This window comes from Actinomadura sp. SCN-SB (assembly GCF_043906805.1).
In the GTDB taxonomy this organism is placed as follows: Bacteria; Actinomycetota; Actinomycetes; order Streptosporangiales; family Streptosporangiaceae; genus Spirillospora.
This window is the reverse complement of sequence record NZ_JBIMPP010000029.1, coordinates 54,722-70,504: the sequence shown is the minus strand read 5'-3', so window position 1 is coordinate 70,504 and position 15,783 is coordinate 54,722. Positions and strand designations below refer to the sequence as shown.

The following is a 15,783-nucleotide window of genomic DNA, read 5'->3' as shown; positions in this document are numbered from 1 at the left end:
CATCCAGGTGGCGCATCGGGCCGCACTCAATAGCCCTGGGGATCTGACCGTATCGGCCACAGGAGAGATGACATTAATCTTGCGGGTTTCCGCACGCGGGGTCTTCGCGTGCGAATGACGAGCAATTCATGTCGGCGACCTGGATGGACACCGGTGATATGACGGCAGTCTCGGTTGGTGAGAGACAGAGCGTCGGTGACGTTTTCGCTTCCGTTCTTGACGAGATAGTGCGCACGGTGCCTTATAGCAGCGCGGCATCGTTCCACCAGTTCTTCGGGGCTGGCGCACCGCCCTGGGCGATGGGCAGGGGGTGCGGCTGGCAGGCCTTTGAGCTGGCGCGTCAAGTCGAAGAGCAATGCGGCGTCTCGCCGACGTACCTCGTTTCCGGCGGCCACGTGCCCGCTTTCTACATCGATGGCGAGGGTGTCACGGTTCTGGATCCGTACCTGCCACATGTGACGCCGCTTCGGCTGGATCGTTCGAGAGAATCCGACGGAATCGTTCGTGTCGAGGTCGATGCCTATCCGATCCGTGTCCGTCCGGACGGATCACCGGCACCGTCCCGGCTGCGCGGCACCTGGTGGGTGCGAGAAGGCTCATTCGCCCTGGAATATCTGCGCTACGGGCCACGCCGCGGCGACTATGCGGCGTACCGCGCCTATACCTTCCAGCCAGCGTCGATGGTGCCGAGCACTCCCATTCCGGAAGGGCTGATGCGCAAGGTCCTGGCATCGCCTATGCAGAACAACCTGTCCATCAGGACCGTGCATCGCGATGACCGCCAGATGAGGGAGATCGTGCTGCCCCTCACCGGAAGGCCACGGGAGCGGCTGGTCGACCGAGGCTGCCTGATCAGCAAGGACAACCAGGGCGCCGTCAGCCCGATCGGCCATCCCGGATTCGATCGGAACCTCGAATTCATCGCGGACACGGTCGGCGTTGCCCCGGAGGAGGTCGTGGAGTTCGTGATGGACGCCGCCGCCCTCTGCCACCGGATCGCACCGCTGGATCGGGTCTGGCCGGATTACTCGGTGGAGGACGAATGAGTGCCCCGAGGTCATACTTCCTGGGCGGTCTCATGCAGGGCGGCCGGCGCGGCGCGGACTACGCCGACCAGGGGTATCGCACGGATCTCCGTGACGCCATCGCCGAGCATCGTCCAGGCGCACTGATACACGACCCGTTCGTCCTGCTGCGTGACTGGCTCGGGCGGGACGAGGACGTCATCCGCCAAGAGCACGCCGCTCTCGCGGACATGCCGATCGTCCATCGAGAGAAGCTCGGCCCGGCCGTGACCGAGCTGATCGAGGCGTTCCACCGGCTCACCCGGCTCGCGGCCGACAGCGACGTGTGCGTCGCCTGGTTGCCCGACCACGAGCCCAGCATGGGAACGGCGGCCGAGATGTTCAGCGCGTGCCGGGCGGGCGGCACCGTCGTTGCGATCACCGCGATGCGGCAGAACCTCGCCGTGCTCGCGTGCGCGACGGTGATCCTGCCCGACCTTGCCGCCTTCACGGACTGGCTCTCCGAAGGCGGCGATCTGCGGTGACGGGGGAGGGGAGAGCGGTCGGGCCGCGGGAGGCGTGCGGGGTCGCCGGCGCTTGGGGCGAAGGCGATACTGCCGCGCTGGTACGGGGCATGCTCATCGCGCTGCAGCACCGAGGCCAGGAGTCCGCGGGGATCGTCGTGGCTGATGACGGCGGCTTCGCCGAGCGCGTTCAGTTCGGCGGGGTGCGGGAGGTGTTTCCCGACGATGACCTGCCAGACGGTGCCGGTTCCCTCGGCCACGTCCGCTACTCCACGTCCGGTGACGGACGGCGCGGCGCTCAGCCGATCGTGCTCGGCGCGGCGAATGGCCCGGAACCTCAGCTGGCCGTCGCCCACAACGGCGCACTCGTCGATCCGCATCCGGCCGCACGCGAACTCGGCGTCGCCGTGCCTGATGACCTCACCGACAGCGAGGTCATCGCGCAACTCCTGTACGTCTCGATGTCCGGCGGCCGGAGGACGCTCGCAGCGGCGGCCGGGGCAGTCCTGCCGAAGCTGACCGGTGCCTACTCCTTGGTGTTGTCCGACGGCGAGCGGCTGGTAGGGGTCCGCGACCCGCACGGTTTCCATCCGCTGTGCCTCGGCCGCTGTGGCGCGACCTGGCTGCTCTCCTCGGAACCGGCCGCCATCCGGGACGTCGGCGGTGAGCCCTTGCGCGACCTCGAACCCGGAGAGGTGCTCGAGGTGAATCAGCAAGGGGTCAGCAGCGCCCGCCTTCCTGTGTCCGATGTGCGGCCGTCACGCTGCCTCTTCGAATACATCTACTTCGCGCGGCCCGACTCCGAGCTCGGTGGCCGCAGCGTGTACGAAGCTCGCCACCGTGCCGGACGCGCGCTGGGAGCAGACGCGCCCCCGCCGAAGTCGTCGCGGTCCGATGCCGTGGTGGTGGCGGCTCCGGAGACCGCCCGGGCCGCCGCGGCGGGGTACGCGAGAGAGACCGGTCTGCCTCTGGTGCAGGGGCTGGTCCGGCGTGCGGACACCGGCCGATCGTTCATCACCAAGGGACAAGGGGCGCGGGAACGAGCGGTGCGGAGGAAGCTGTCGGCGGTGCCGTCGGCGGTCTCCGGGCGGGACGTCGTCGTCGTGGACGACTCGATGGTCCGCGGCACGACGATGCGGACGCTGGTCGGGATGCTGCGGCAGGCCGGCGCGTCCCGCGTCCACGTACGCATCGCGGCACCGCCGTACCGGTGGCCGTGCTTCTACGGGATGGATACCGGCCGCCCCGAGGAACTGGTCGCGGCGCAGGTTCCGGTCAGCGACCTAGCGGATCACCTGAGCTGCGACAGCGTCGAGTTCCTTGGCGTTCAGCGACTCGTCACGGCCGTCGACGGACGCCATCGCGGCTTCTGCACGGCCTGTTTCACCGGCCGCTATCCCACCGCCACCCCGTCGACCACCGAGGGGACGCCATGACTCAAGTAGCCGAACGCGGTCTGTTGATGAACAACTATGACCGCCTCGCCGCGCAGGCGGAGCGAAAGCTGGGCCCGATCCGGGCCGATCTGCTCGGCGGTTTGACCGGAAGGGTTCTGGAGGTCGGCGTCGGCACCGGCGTGAACCTGCCGCATTACCGCAACGCCGCGGAAGTGATCGGGATCGACCCTTCCGATGTCATGCGCACCACGCTCACGGCCAAGCTCGAAGACCCGTCATTCGCCGATAGGCCCCCATCCGTCCAGGTCGCCGATGCGCGGGGCGAGCAACTCCCCTTCCCGGACGAGTCGTTCGACGCGGTCGTCTGCACCTTGGTGCTCTGCGTGGTCGACGACCTGGACCGCACGCTGACCGAGATCCGCCGGGTGCTCAAGCCGGCGGGACGGCTGGTGTTCTTCGAGCACGTGCGCAACGAGGGCGTCGTCGGCGTCGCCCAGGACCTGCTCACGCCCCTGATGCGGCGGGCCTTGTTCGGCTGCCGTCCCAACCGCAGGACGCTCGAACGGATGCGCGCGCTCGGATTCGATGTCTTGATCTCGCACTACCAACTGCGCCCATGGCCACGGCCGCCCGCCAACTCCCCGTACTTCGGCGGGGTGGCCACGCTCCGGCACCGGGGGGAGGCGTGAGATGAACCTGATCACTGATACGAGGACGGCCCTGTCCGCGGGCGCTGATCTGCCGTCCACCATCCGCCGGACGGCCGAGACCGATCCCCGGATGACCGCGCTGACCTATGTCGACTACTCCACCGACCGGGACGGCCGGTCGACGTACCTGACGTACGGCGAGCTGGAGGTACGGGTCCGTACCGTCGGCCGCGAGCTGCGCGACTCGCTCGCCCCCGGAGCGCGGGTCGGTCTCCTCTGCCCGGGCAATCCGGACTACGTCGTCGGGTTTCTGGCCTGCCTGTACGCCGGGATGATCGCGGTGCCGCTGTTCGCGCCCGAGTTCTACCGGCGCGGTGACCGGCTGTCCCTGGTGATCGAGGACTGCCGGTGCGAAGCCCTGCTCACGTCACGGTCGGCACGCGAGGCGGTGGCCGAGATTCCGCTGGCCACACCGGTGCGCCTGGTCTGTGTCGACGACATCGATCCGGACGGGTCGGCGCCGTGGCGGCCGGAGCGCCCCGATCCAGCGGCGACGGCCTACCTGCAATACACGTCGGGGTCCACCAGGCACCCGGTCGGCGTGCGGGTGAGCCACCAGAACATGGCGGCGGCGGTCGGCCAGCTTTCGAGCTGCCTGGGGATCGACCGGAACTCGAAGGTCGTGACCTGGCTGCCGCTCTTCCACGACATGGGGCTCGTCTTCTCGGTGATCCTTCCGCTCGCCCGCGGCTTCCCGGTCGTCCACATGGCGCCCTTCGCGTTCGTGCAGCGGCCACGCCGCTGGCTGCGGCTGCTCAGCGAGCATGGCGCCACGCATACGGTCTCGCCCAATTTCGGCCTTGATCTTTGCGTGGATCGGGTGCCGGAGGAGCAGCGGGCCGGACTCGACCTCTCGCGCCTCACTTGGCTCGGCAACGGCTCCGAGCCGGTGCGCGCCGGCTCGCTCGCTCGGTTCACCGATGCCTACGAGCCGTACGGCTTCCGGCCCGTCGCTCATTCGCCCGCCTACGGACTGGCCGAGGCGACGCTGATGGTGACCGGAAACGGCGCGGGCCAGGCGCCGCCCATCCTCTCCTTCGACCGTACGGCGCTGAGCGAGGGCCGGGTCCGCCGCAGCGCGGACGGCGACGAGCACGCACTCACGCTGGTGGGCTGCGGACCGCCTGTACACCAGGAGGTCCGGATCGTCGACCCGGCCTCCGGGCGTCCGGTGGTGGACGAGGTCGGTGAGATCTGGGTGCGCGGTGACAACGTCTGCGCCGGTTACTGGGGCCGGGACGAGGGCACGGACCAGGTCTTCGGCGCTCGTCTGGACGGCGAACCCGGTTGGTTGCGCACCGGAGACCTGGGTTTCTTCTACAAGGATTCGCTGTTCATCACGGGCCGGAGCAAGGACCTCATCGTCATCGACGGCCGCAATCACCATCCGATCGACATCGAGATGACCGTGGAGGAGGAGAGCCCGGCGGTCCGGCACGGGCATGTGGCGGCGTTCGCCGTCGACTCCGGTGATCGGGAACGGTTGGTGATCGTCGCCGAGGCGCGGCCGGACGCGGCGGGGGATCTCGCCGAACAGCGGATCGGGATACGCCGCGCCGTCGCCGCGCGGCACGACGTCAATGTGGACGACATCGTCTTCCTCAATCGGGGCGGCATGCCGAAGACGTCGAGCGGCAAGCTCCAGCGGCGCACCTGCCGGGAACGGTACGAGAACGGCTCGCTGGCGGTGATCGGCTCATGACCGATCTCCGACGGTGGCTGGTGACGCGCATCGCCGCGCACTGCTCGATCGATCCCCAGGACGTCGACGTCGACCGCCCGTTCCAGGAATTCGGGCTGACGTCACGGGACGCGGTCGCCGTCTCCGGGGATCTCGAGGATCTGACCGGGCGCTCCTGCCCGGAAACGATCCTCTGGGAGCACCCCACGGTGCGGCTGCTGGCCGCGTACTTCGATCACGACGCGGTGCCGCATCCGCCCGAAAGGGCCATGGCGAGCGACATGCCGGAGAGCGGGCCGGGGATCGCCCTGATTGGCATCGGCTGCCGGCTGCCCGGCGGGATCGACTCTCCTTCCGGCCTGTGGGAGTTCCTGTGCGCGCGCGGTGACGCGATCAGCGAGGTGCCGGACGAACGTTGGGCGGCGTACCGCGCCCTGTCTCCAGGCCACGCCGCTGTCGTAGAACGCACCACGCGGTTCGGCGGCTATCTCGACGACATCGCCGGGTTCGACGCCGCCTTCTTCGGCATCGCGCCGAGCGAGGCCGCCGAGATGGACCCCCAGCAGCGGATTCTGCTGGAGGTCGCCTGGGAGGCCCTCGAACATGGCGGTGTCCCGCCGGAGGCGCTGACGGGCAGCCCGACCGGCGTGTTCGTCGGTGCGTGCGGCGACGACTTCGCCCGGCGCAGGCTCGAAGAGCTGCCCGCCATCACCGGGTGGACGGTGACCGGAGCCGCGCCCAGCGTGATCGCCAACCGGCTCTCCTACGTGCTCGACCTTCGGGGGCCGAGCATGACCGTCGACACCGCCTGCTCCTCGTCCCTGACCGCGCTCCACGTCGCCCGGCAGAGCCTTCTCACAGGGGAGTGCGATCTCGCGCTCGTGGGCGGCGTGAACCTGCTGCTGTCGCCTGGGCCGACCGTCCATTTCGACGAGTCCGGCGCGATGGCTCCGGACGGCCGGTGCAAGCCGTTCGCCGCCACCGCCGACGGCTACGGGCGCAGTGAGGGGTGCGCCGTCATTGTGGCGAAGCGGCTGGCCGACGCGCTCCGCGACGGGGACCGCGTCCTCGCTGTGGTCCGTGGATCGGCGGTCGGCCAGGACGGCAGGTCGAACGGGTTGATGGCGCCCAACCCCGGCGCTCAGGAGGACCTGCTGCGCCGCGCGTACACGGCGGCGGAGATCGACCCGCTGGACGTGGACTATGTCGAGGCGCACGGAACCGGTACGCCCCTCGGCGATCCGATCGAAGTCTCGGCGTTGGGGGCGGTGCTCGGCTGCGGCCGGTCGGAGCAACGCCCGCTGACGATCGGCTCGATCAAGTCGAACCTCGGTCACTTGGAGGCGGCGGCGGGAATCGCCGGGCTCATCAAGGCCGCGCTGGCGCTTCATCACGGCCGGATCCCGCCCACCATCCACTACTCCGCACCCAACCCCCGGATTCCGTTCCAGGAACTCGGCGTACGAGTGGCGGGGGAGCCCATGGACTGGCCGGGCCGTACGGAACGTCGGCTGGCCGGGGTCAGCTCCTTCGGTTTCGGCGGTGCCAACGCTCACGCCGTCCTGGAGGGCGTCCCGGAGGACACCGGCGGTCCGGAGAGATCGCAGATTGCGAGGCATGAGACATGAAGTTCGGTGTGTTGACACTCGGCTCCGGCTCCACCATCGATGTGGCCGGTCTGGGCCGCGCGGTGGAGGAGCGCGGCTTCGAGTCGCTGTTCGTACCCGAGCACACCCATGTCCCCGTAGATGTCCAGACTCCTTTCCCCACCGGGATGAAGGTGCTCCCGGAGGCGATGCAAGGGCTCGACCAGTTCGTGATGCTGTCCGCGCTGGCGGCCTCGACGTCCCGGCTGCTGCTCGGCACCGGGATCTGTGAGGTTCCGCTGCGCGACCCGATCATCCTGGCCAAGACGGTGGCCAGCGTCGACGTGGTCTCCGGCGGACGTTTCCTGTTCGGCGCCGGAGGCGGCTGGATGCACGAGGAGATGCTCAATCACGGGGTCGAGCCGCGCACCCGGATGGCGCGCATGACCGAGTATCTCCGCGCGATGAAGCAGATCTGGATCGAGCACGAGGCGTCGTTCGCCGGGGAGTTCCTGAAGTTCGATCCGATCGTCTCGCTCCCGAAACCGCTGCAGCGCCCGCACCCGCCCATCCTTCTGGGCGTCGACGGGCCGACGGCGATCGATCGGGTGCTCGACATGGACGCCGAGTGGCTGCCCTGGCTGGCCCGGGAGGGCGATGGCCTGGCCGACAGGATCGCCGAGCTCAACGAACGCGCCGAGGCCGCGGGGCGCGGACCGGTTCCGGTGACCCTTGCCGGCGCGTCGGTCGATGAGGAGGAGATCGCCTACTACACCGAGATCGGCGTCAGCCGTTGCCTCTTCGCCCTTCCCGCGCTCGAACGGGACGAACTCCTGACCCTGCTCGACTGGTACGTGGAAGTCATCGATGGAGTCCAGTGACCCGCTGATGTTCCCGATCTCCGCGCGGTCCACGGCGGGCGTACGGGCGAACGCCGCACGCCTCGCCCAGTGGCTGTCCGGCCCGGGCAGGACCGCGGCGCTCGAGGACATCGGCTACACCCTCGCCCGGCGCCGATCCCACCTGCGTGAACGACGCGTCGTCCTGGCGGCGGACAGAGCGGAGCTCACCCGGGGATTGCAAGAGATCGCTACTGGGGAGCCGGCCGACGGCAGCACCGTCGAGGTCTTCGGCGGCAGCGTCACCGAAGCCGCCGACCGCGGCGTGGTCTTCGTGTTCTCCGGCCAGGGATCGGAGTGGGCGGGCATGGGCGCGCGGCTGCTGGAAGGCGAACCGGCCTTCGCCGCGGTGGTCGAGGAGCTGGATCCGGTCTTCCGTGACGAGGGCCGCGGTTCGCTGCCCGAGTTGCTGACCGGCGACGACCTGGCCACCGGGGGTGCGGCGCTGGTCCAGCCCGCCATCTTCGCCATGCAGGTCGGGCTCGCCGCGGTGTGGCAGGACCATGGAGTACGGCCCGCCGCGGTCATCGGGCAGTCGATGGGGGAACTGGCGGCGGCCGCGGTGAGCGGCGGTCTCCCGCTCGCCGACGCGGCCCGGGTGATCTGCCGCCGATCGGAGCTCATGGAACGGCGGCTTCACGGTCAGGGCTCGACCGCTCTGGTCGAGTTGCCGGTCGAGGAGGTGGAGCGGCTGGTCGCCGACCGGCCGGGACTGGAGATCGCCGTCTATACCTCCAGCCGGTCGACGGTGGTCGCGGGCGACCAGGCCGAGGTCGCGGCGCTCGTCTCCTACTGTGACGAGCGCGGGCTGGCCGCGTACCCGATCGAGAGCGTCCGGATGGCTGCGCACAGCCGTCTCGTCGACCCGATTCTGGAGGAACTGACCGAAGCCCTCTCCGGTCTGGCGCCCGGAACGCCGTCGGTGGACTTCTATTCGACGGTCCTGACCGATCCACGGTCCCGGCCCGCTTTCGACGCGCATTACTGGGCCGACAACCTCCGTCGCCCTGTGCGGTTCTCGCATGCCATTCTCGCCGCCGCGGCCGACGGACGGCGCGCCTTCGCCGAGATGTCACCGCACCCCCTGCTCGTCCGCCCGATCGGCGACACCCTCGGCGACTCCGGGACCAGCGATGCCGTGGTGACCGAGACGATGCGGCGGGCGCAACCGGCGCGGGCATCGCTGCTTCGCGGTCTTGCCCGGCTGAGCTGCCATGGCGTCCCACTGGATTGGCGGCGGCAGTACCCGGCCGGCCGGCTCGCGGAGCTGCCCACCACCGCCTGGCGACATCAGGAGTTCTCACCGGTCGCGGTCCCCACGGCGACGGGCCCGCCGGACGTCCATCCGCTGCTCGGAACCCACCTGCTCCTGCCCGGCGCACCGGAACGGCACGTCTGGCAGACCGAGATCGATCCGGAACGGCTCGGCTGGCTTACCGATCACAAGCTCGCTGACACCGTCGTGCTGCCCGGCACCGCCTACGGCGAGATCGCCGTGGCCGCCGGGTGCACGGCGTTCGAGACCCGGCCCGCAAGGGTGGCGGTGACCGGCCTCGAATTCCGCCGGATCCTTGTTCTGGACCGGCCGATCACCCTCACCACAACCCTCACCGTAGAGGCCGACGGCCGCGCACAGGTCGAGATCGTCACCGACGCGGCCGGTGCGGCGGCCGTCCACGCCACCGCCCATCTGCACGTCGAGGGAACGGTTCCCGAGCGCACCGTGTCGCTCGGTGAGGTCGCCGCCGCCCATCCCGTACGGCGGGAGCCCGCGAGTGTGTACGCCCGGCTCCGGGACATGGGGCTGCGCTATGGCCCGGCCTTCACCGCTATCACCGAACTGTCCACAGCGAAGACCGCGGATGACGCGGAAGGAAGCGCGTTCTACCGCCTGGCGCGGCCGGACGCCTTGCCGCCCGACCCGCGGTTGAATTTTCACCCCGCCTTGCTCGACGCCTGCCTGCAGGGCGCGGCGGCGCTCTGGCCCGAGGGCGACAGCGGCACGATCATGCCGACAGCCGTCGGGCGACTCCGAGTGACTGGCGATCTTGAACGTGCCTCGGCCTGCCGTCTGCGGCTGTCGTGCCACGAGGGCGGCTACCAGGCGAACGCGGAGGCGTTCGACGAGGCGGGCCGGTTGCTGGCCGAGCTGGACGATGTGACCCTCCGCCGCATCGACGACGAAGCACTGCCGGTCTCGTTGAACGACCTCATGTACGCGGTGGAGCTGGAGGCCGCACCGCTTCCCGCCGAGCGCGCGGCGCAGACCGGCCGGTGGCTCCTGTGCCGCGACCCGGATGACGATGACGGATTCGCCTCTGGCCTCGCGGACCGATTGACCGAGGCGGGCGCGCCCTGCGCGACCACTGACCTGAACGACGGATCGGAACACCTCGTCGGGAGCGACTCCGACGGCCCGCCGCAGGGCATCGTCCTGATCGGCTGGACATCACAGCACAACTCGGCGGAGGCCACCGCGGCCGACGCCGAGCGTCGCGTCGTGGCCGGCGTGCGCCTGGTGACCAAGGTGGCCCCCTATCAGCAGGCAGCACGCCGGCCACGGCTGTTCGTGGTCACACGCGGTGCCACGACTGGAACACCCAGCGACCTGGGCCAGGGCGGACTGCCCGGCCTGGTGCGCACGCTGCGAACCGAGCACCCCGAGCTGCGGCCCACGCTCGTCGATATCGACCACGAAACCGATCCCGCAGACGTGGCCGCAGAGCTCACCGCGGACATGCCCGAGGACGAGGTGGCCTGGCGGAAAGGCGTTCGCCACGTCGCCCGCCTCACCCAGCTACCGACCGATCGGCTGCCAGCCCCTACCCGGCCGCTGGTCCGGCCGGGTGCAGGCTATGCGGTGACCGGGGGGTTGCGCGGGCTCGGCCTGGAGACGGCGCGGTGGCTGGCCGGGCGCGGCGCCGGATGCCTCGTGCTCAACGGCCGGTCAGAGCCCACGGAGGAGACACGGCGCGCCATCGCCGAGATCGAGGCGAGCGGCGCGCAGGTGGTCGTCGTCCGTGGGGACATCGCGGCACCCCGGGTCGCCGAGCAGCTGGTACGGGCGGTCGAGGAACGTGGCATGGCGCTGCGTGGCGTCGTCCATGCGGCGATGGTCCTCGACGACGCCCTCGTGATCAATCTCGACGAGCGGCGGTTGCGTCAAGTCTGGTCGCCGAAGGCGGCGGGGGCCTGGCGGCTGCACCAGGCGACCGCCGGACGCGACCTGGACTGGTGGGTCGGCTACTCCTCGCTCGCCGCCATGATCGGATCCACCGGTCAAGCCAACTACGCCGCCGCCAACTCCTATCTCGATGCCCTGGCACGGTGGCGGCGGGCGCACGGCCTGCCCGCCCAGACGATCAGCTGGGCACCGTGGGCCGAAGTGGGAAGCGCCCAGGACGCCCGCATCGACGGGATCGCGATGCTGCGCCCCCGTGAGGGATTCGCCGTCCTGGAAGAACTCATCACTCGGGACTGCGCACAGGTTGGCGTGGTCCGGTTGCGCGAAGACTTCGCCGAGGTGTTTCCGCGGGCGCGCGAATCCTCATACCTGGCACGCATGGTCACCACCGCGCCGGACGGAGGGAAGACGACCGGCGCTTACGACCGCGCGGCGCTCGAACGGCTCGCCCCCGAAGAGCTACGGCATGCCCTCGCGGACCGGGTTCGCCACCGGATCTGCCAGGTGATGGGCTTCAAGGACGACGACCTTCCCACCAGCCGTCCCCTCGTTCATCTCGGCCTGGACTCGGTCGCCGCAGTCAAGATCAGGGACGCCGTGCGCGAGGACTTCGGCCTCGATCTACCGGTGCCGAGGCTGCTGCAGGGCGCCAGCGCCCTCGATGTGGCCGCCGAGATCGCCCTGATGTTCGGGGACGGGCATGCCGCCACGGGCCGCCGGGGCGCCGGGGCGGGCGACCGGGCCGTACGTCGTGCCCGGACTCGTGCCGACCGAGTCGCCGAGCAACGCACACGTAGAAGGAGGCAACGATGAGCACGGAAGCGCCGCAGGGCGTCGCCGTGATCGGACTGGCCGGGCGGTTTCCGATGGCTCCCGACGCGGCGGCGTTGTGGCAGAACCTCTGCGAAGGAAGGGACTGCCTGGAAACGCTCGACGACGCCGAGTTGCGCGCTGAAGGAGTCCCGGAATCCGCCCTCCGCGACCCTGCCTACGTCCGCCGGGCCGGGACGCTCGCCGGGTATGACGAGTTCGACGCCGAGTTCTTCGGGCTCCCTCGCCGGTTGGCCGAGCAGATGGATCCCCAGCAGCGGCTGTTCCTGCAGTGCTGCTGGCACGCCCTGGAGGACGCGGGCTACGACCCGGCGCGCTATCCGGGCCCGATCGGCGTCTTCGGGTCCGGGTCGTTCGGCGGCTACTTCCCCTACCACGTGCTGTCCCAGTACGACCTGCGCGATCTGTATGGCTCCGGGAACTCCCAGCTGGCGCAGCTGCTGTCGCTGAGCGATCCGAACTTCCTCGCCACCCGCGTCGCGCACGCTCTCGACCTGCACGGCCCGGCGATGAGCGTTCAGACGGCGTGCTCCAGTGCCTTGGTGGCCGTGCACATGGCCGCGCAGAGCCTGCTCTGCGGCGAGTCCGACATGGCGCTCGCCGGCGGAATGACCGTACGGATTCCGCCCCGCGCCGGGTATCTGTCCGACGCCGAATCGACCATCTCGCCGGACGGCTATTGCCGGCCGTTCGATGCCGGGGCCAACGGCACGGTGTTCACCAGCGGCGGGGGTGTGGTGCTGCTCAAGCGGCTGGCCGACGCGACCGCCGACGGCGACCATGTCCGGGCCGTCATCCGTGGATCCGCCGTGAACAACGACGGCTCGCTGAAGATGGGCTACGCCGCTCCCAGCGTGGAGATGCAGGCGGAGGTCGTCGCCGAGGCGATCGCGGTGGCCGACATCGAGCCCGCCACCGTGAGCTACGTGGAGGCCCACGGCACCGGAACCGCCCTCGGCGACCCCGTCGAAGTGGCCGCACTGTCCCGGGCGTTCGGTACGCGACAGACCTGCGCCATCGGCTCGGTCAAGGGCAACATCGGGCACTGCGAGGTCGCGGCCGGGATCGCAGGTCTGATCAAGACGGTGCTCGCGCTCGAACACCGGACGCTGGTGCCCACCGCGCACTACACCGAACCGAACCCGGAACTGCACCTGGCCGACACCCCGTTCTACGTTCAAGACCAGCTGACCGGCTGGGAGAGCGACGGCCCGCGCCGGGCAGGCGTGAGCTCGCTCGGGGTGGGCGGCACCAACGTTCATGTGGTGGTGGAGGAGGCCCCGGTTCCGACCGCGGCGGCGGCCGCGCCACCCACAACGCAGGCGCTGGTGCTCAGCGCCCGCACTCCGGACGCGCTGGCGGAGTCCGGCCGGTCATTCGCCCGGCATCTGCGCGAGCAGCCGGACACCGACCTCGCAAACGTGGCGTTCACGCTCGCCGAAGGGCGGCACGCCTTTCCATGCCGCCGCGCCGTGGTGGCCTCGTCGGCCGAGCAGGCCGCAGACGCTTTCGACACCGAACTCGCCGAAAGCGAACCGGTCGGCGAGGCCCCCGGCGCGGTCCTGCTGTTCCCCGGACTTGGGACGCAGTATCCGCGGGTGGCCGAGGGCCTCCATCGCGAAGAACCGACCTTCGCCGAGCATTTCGATCGTTGTGCTGAGCTGTTCAGCGAGCGCCTCGGCACGGACTTGCGTTCCACCGTGTTCAGCGCGGATGAGACATGGACGCACAGAACCGACCTCACGCAGGCGGCGCTGTTCACCGTCGAATACGCGATGGCGCGCACCCTGGAGGCCTATGGGGTGCACCCCGTCGCTCTGGTCGGGCAGGGGATAGGCGAGTACGCCGCGGCGTGCGTCGCCGGAGTCTTCGACCTGACCGAAGCCGTGAGGATCTCTCATGACGGCGTCGACGGCAGCCCCGCACAGCTCGGGACGCCGCGCATTCCGCTGCTCTCCGCCGCGTCCGGCACCTGGCTCAGCGACGTGGAAGCCCGGGTCTTGATCGAGACCGGCCCAGGCCGCGAACTGATCAGCGCGGCCGAAGGAAGCCACGCGTGGAGCAGCGGTCACCGCGCGATGCCGACGCTGGGGCGCGGTGATGGACCCGACGGCGAGCTTGCGGACTTCCTCTCCGCGCTCGGGACGCTGTGGACGGCCGGAATCGAGGTTGACTGGAGCCGTGCCCGGCATGATCGGCCGGTTCGACGGGTGCCTCTGCCCGGGTATCCGTTCAGCCGAACCCGCCACTGGCTGGACTCCAGGTACGCGGCCGACGATGATCCGCGTCCTACCGCCGTCCGCGCCGTCGAAGGGCCGGACGAGCCGGTGGACCGGCTGCTCACGGGTCTGTTGTCCCGGGCTTTCGGGGTCGAGGTGGGCGTCGACGACGACTTCCGCGAACTCGGGGGCGACTCGGTCACCGCCGCCCAGATCGCTGCTCGCGCACGCTCGCACGGGCTGCGCTTCCGCCCACGGGATCTGCTCGATCACCCCACCGCGTCCGCTCTGGCGAAGGTGGTGGACAAGGACACCACCATTCAGGACGCCCCGGTGGCCGTTTCCGAGGCGCAGGCGACCGGCCCGCCCGAGCGCACGCCGCTCACCCCGATGCAGCTCGAACTGATGTCGCCAATGGATCCGGCCAGGGCGTTCGACGCGCCCATGGTGTTCGAGCTGGGCTCCGAGGTCGATCACGAGATGGTCGTGGCGGCGCTGACCCACGTACGGGCCCATCACGACGCGCTCCAACAGCACTTCGTGGAGCAGGGCGGCATATGGGAACAGCGAGCCATCGAGATGCCGTCGCAGGTCGAGGTGCCGGTCGTTCCGCTGCACGACAACGCGGACCCCGGCGACGCCCTGGCCGACGCGGCGACGCTGGCCGGGCTCGTGCATGAGCACCTCGCCGCCGCCGGAGACACCGGTTCGCCGCTGCTCGCCGCGCTGTTCGAGGGACCTTCCGACGGGCAGCGGCGCCTGGCGGTCGTGACCCACTCCGCCATCACCGATCGAACCGCGCGGCGAATACTCGCCGAAGACCTGACGGCCGCGTGCCGCCAACTGCTGATGGGCCGCCCGGTGGACCTTCCTCCGGTCGCGACACCCTGGCACGGCTGGTCGGAGTACGTGACGTCTCTCGCGCACGACCCTGAAGCGCAGGCCGAGCGCGAGTTCTGGCTGGACACGCTCGGGCGTGCCGACGCCGCTGCCGCGCTCCCCAGCTCCGACCCGGCCGAGCACAACGGGCGCCGGTCCGGCGATGCCCGCATGGCGACCACCGTGATCGACCCCGCGGTCACGTCCGCGCTCCGCGCCGTACACAAGTCCGAGCAGGTCGGCATGGGCGAGCTCGTCCTCGCGGCCCTGGCGTCCGTCTATGCCAGGGTCGCCGGTGGGGAAACGGCCCTGCTGGACATCGTCGGCAGCGCGCGCAAGGCGGATCTGGCGGGCATCGATCTGCGCCGGACACTGGGCTGCTGCTCAACGGTGTTCCCGGTCGTCGTCACCCCCTCGGACAGTCCGCACAAGACGCTGCCCGGTGTCCGGGACACGCTGCGGGAGATTCCGCGGCAGGGCCTCGGCTACGGCGTCCTGCGCCACCTGCACGGCCCGACCGCGCTGGCCATGCGCGAGTTCCCTGCCGCCGACACCGTCTTCGCCGACCTGGGCGCGATGTCCACCGGAACCGAGTCCGCGCCCGGCCCGGCACTGGCCGAACTGCCCAGCGGTGCACCCATCGGCGGACCCCCGCTGGCCCTCGGTCATCTCCTCGATGTGCGCTGCTATCGGCAGAACCGCAGGCTCCATATCGACTGGTGGTACGACGGCGATCGCCTGGCCGACGATCTCATCGCCGACCTGCGCGCCCGAACACAGGAAGCACTCACCGCACTCGCCTCCACGGGCGACCAGGACCTACGACAGCGGCCGCAGGCTCACCAGCAGACCTGACGGCTCCGACCTGC

General features: G+C 70.2%; 9 protein-coding genes. All 9 read left to right on the top strand.

The window, feature by feature from the left end; translation table 11 throughout:
• The first annotated feature begins 128 nt into the window (after positions 1 to 128).
• The 9 genes from ACGWYJ_RS20005 to ACGWYJ_RS19965 are packed head-to-tail and all read left to right on the top strand — an operon-like array spanning position 129 to position 15,769.
• Positions 129 to 1,046, top strand: a complete 918-nt coding sequence (locus tag ACGWYJ_RS20005; RefSeq protein WP_395107630.1) for a hypothetical protein — start codon at positions 129 to 131, stop codon at positions 1,044 to 1,046.
• Positions 1,043 to 1,549 (top strand): hypothetical protein, encoded by a 507-nt coding sequence (locus tag ACGWYJ_RS20000; RefSeq protein WP_395107629.1) that lies wholly within the window; start codon positions 1,043 to 1,045, stop codon positions 1,547 to 1,549. Before ACGWYJ_RS20005 ends, ACGWYJ_RS20000 begins: the two co-directional genes overlap by 4 nt.
• Positions 1,546 to 2,964 (top strand): amidophosphoribosyltransferase, encoded by a 1,419-nt coding sequence (purF, locus tag ACGWYJ_RS19995; protein WP_395107628.1) that lies wholly within the window; start codon positions 1,546 to 1,548, stop codon positions 2,962 to 2,964. Before ACGWYJ_RS20000 ends, purF begins: the two co-directional genes overlap by 4 nt.
• Before the next feature lie 26 nt (positions 2,965 to 2,990).
• Positions 2,991 to 3,614, top strand: coding sequence for a class I SAM-dependent methyltransferase (locus tag ACGWYJ_RS19990; protein WP_395107626.1), 624 nt, complete (start codon positions 2,991 to 2,993; stop codon positions 3,612 to 3,614).
• A 1-nt stretch (position 3,615) separates the two neighbouring features.
• Positions 3,616 to 5,337 carry a fatty acyl-AMP ligase gene (locus ACGWYJ_RS19985; protein ID WP_395107625.1) on the top strand — a complete coding sequence of 574 codons (1,722 nt, stop codon included), beginning with the start codon at positions 3,616 to 3,618 and terminating at the stop codon, positions 5,335 to 5,337.
• Positions 5,334 to 6,944, top strand: coding sequence for a beta-ketoacyl synthase N-terminal-like domain-containing protein (locus tag ACGWYJ_RS19980; RefSeq protein WP_395107623.1), 1,611 nt, complete (start codon positions 5,334 to 5,336; stop codon positions 6,942 to 6,944). The genes ACGWYJ_RS19985 and ACGWYJ_RS19980 overlap by 4 nt, the downstream gene beginning before the upstream one ends.
• A complete protein-coding gene (locus ACGWYJ_RS19975) occupies positions 6,941 to 7,783 on the top strand; it encodes an LLM class F420-dependent oxidoreductase (RefSeq protein ID WP_395107622.1) in 843 nt (280 codons plus the stop codon). Before ACGWYJ_RS19980 ends, ACGWYJ_RS19975 begins: the two co-directional genes overlap by 4 nt.
• Positions 7,770 to 11,798 carry an SDR family NAD(P)-dependent oxidoreductase gene (locus ACGWYJ_RS19970; protein ID WP_395107621.1) on the top strand — a complete coding sequence of 1,343 codons (4,029 nt, stop codon included), beginning with the start codon at positions 7,770 to 7,772 and terminating at the stop codon, positions 11,796 to 11,798. The genes ACGWYJ_RS19975 and ACGWYJ_RS19970 overlap by 14 nt, the downstream gene beginning before the upstream one ends.
• Positions 11,795 to 15,769: a type I polyketide synthase gene (locus tag ACGWYJ_RS19965; RefSeq protein ID WP_395107620.1), complete on the top strand. Its 3,975-nt coding sequence runs from the start codon at positions 11,795 to 11,797 to the stop codon at positions 15,767 to 15,769. The genes ACGWYJ_RS19970 and ACGWYJ_RS19965 overlap by 4 nt, the downstream gene beginning before the upstream one ends.
• The last annotated feature ends 14 nt before the right edge of the window (positions 15,770 to 15,783 follow it).

Excerpts from the sequence above, each read along its gene's own strand:
- ACGWYJ_RS19990 (WP_395107626.1), top strand. The coding sequence starts at position 2,991 with ATGAACAACTATGACCGCCTCGCCGCGCAGGCGGAGCGAAAGCTGGGC.
- ACGWYJ_RS19975 (WP_395107622.1), top strand. The coding sequence starts at position 6,941 with ATGAAGTTCGGTGTGTTGACACTCGGCTCCGGCTCCACCATCGATGTG.
- ACGWYJ_RS20000 (WP_395107629.1), top strand. The coding sequence starts at position 1,043 with ATGAGTGCCCCGAGGTCATACTTCCTGGGCGGTCTCATGCAGGGCGGC.
- ACGWYJ_RS20005 (WP_395107630.1), top strand. The coding sequence starts at position 129 with ATGTCGGCGACCTGGATGGACACCGGTGATATGACGGCAGTCTCGGTT.
- ACGWYJ_RS19980 (WP_395107623.1), top strand. The coding sequence starts at position 5,334 with ATGACCGATCTCCGACGGTGGCTGGTGACGCGCATCGCCGCGCACTGC.
- ACGWYJ_RS19970 (WP_395107621.1), top strand. The coding sequence starts at position 7,770 with ATGGAGTCCAGTGACCCGCTGATGTTCCCGATCTCCGCGCGGTCCACG.
- ACGWYJ_RS19985 (WP_395107625.1), top strand. The coding sequence starts at position 3,616 with ATGAACCTGATCACTGATACGAGGACGGCCCTGTCCGCGGGCGCTGAT.
- ACGWYJ_RS19965 (WP_395107620.1), top strand. The coding sequence starts at position 11,795 with ATGAGCACGGAAGCGCCGCAGGGCGTCGCCGTGATCGGACTGGCCGGG.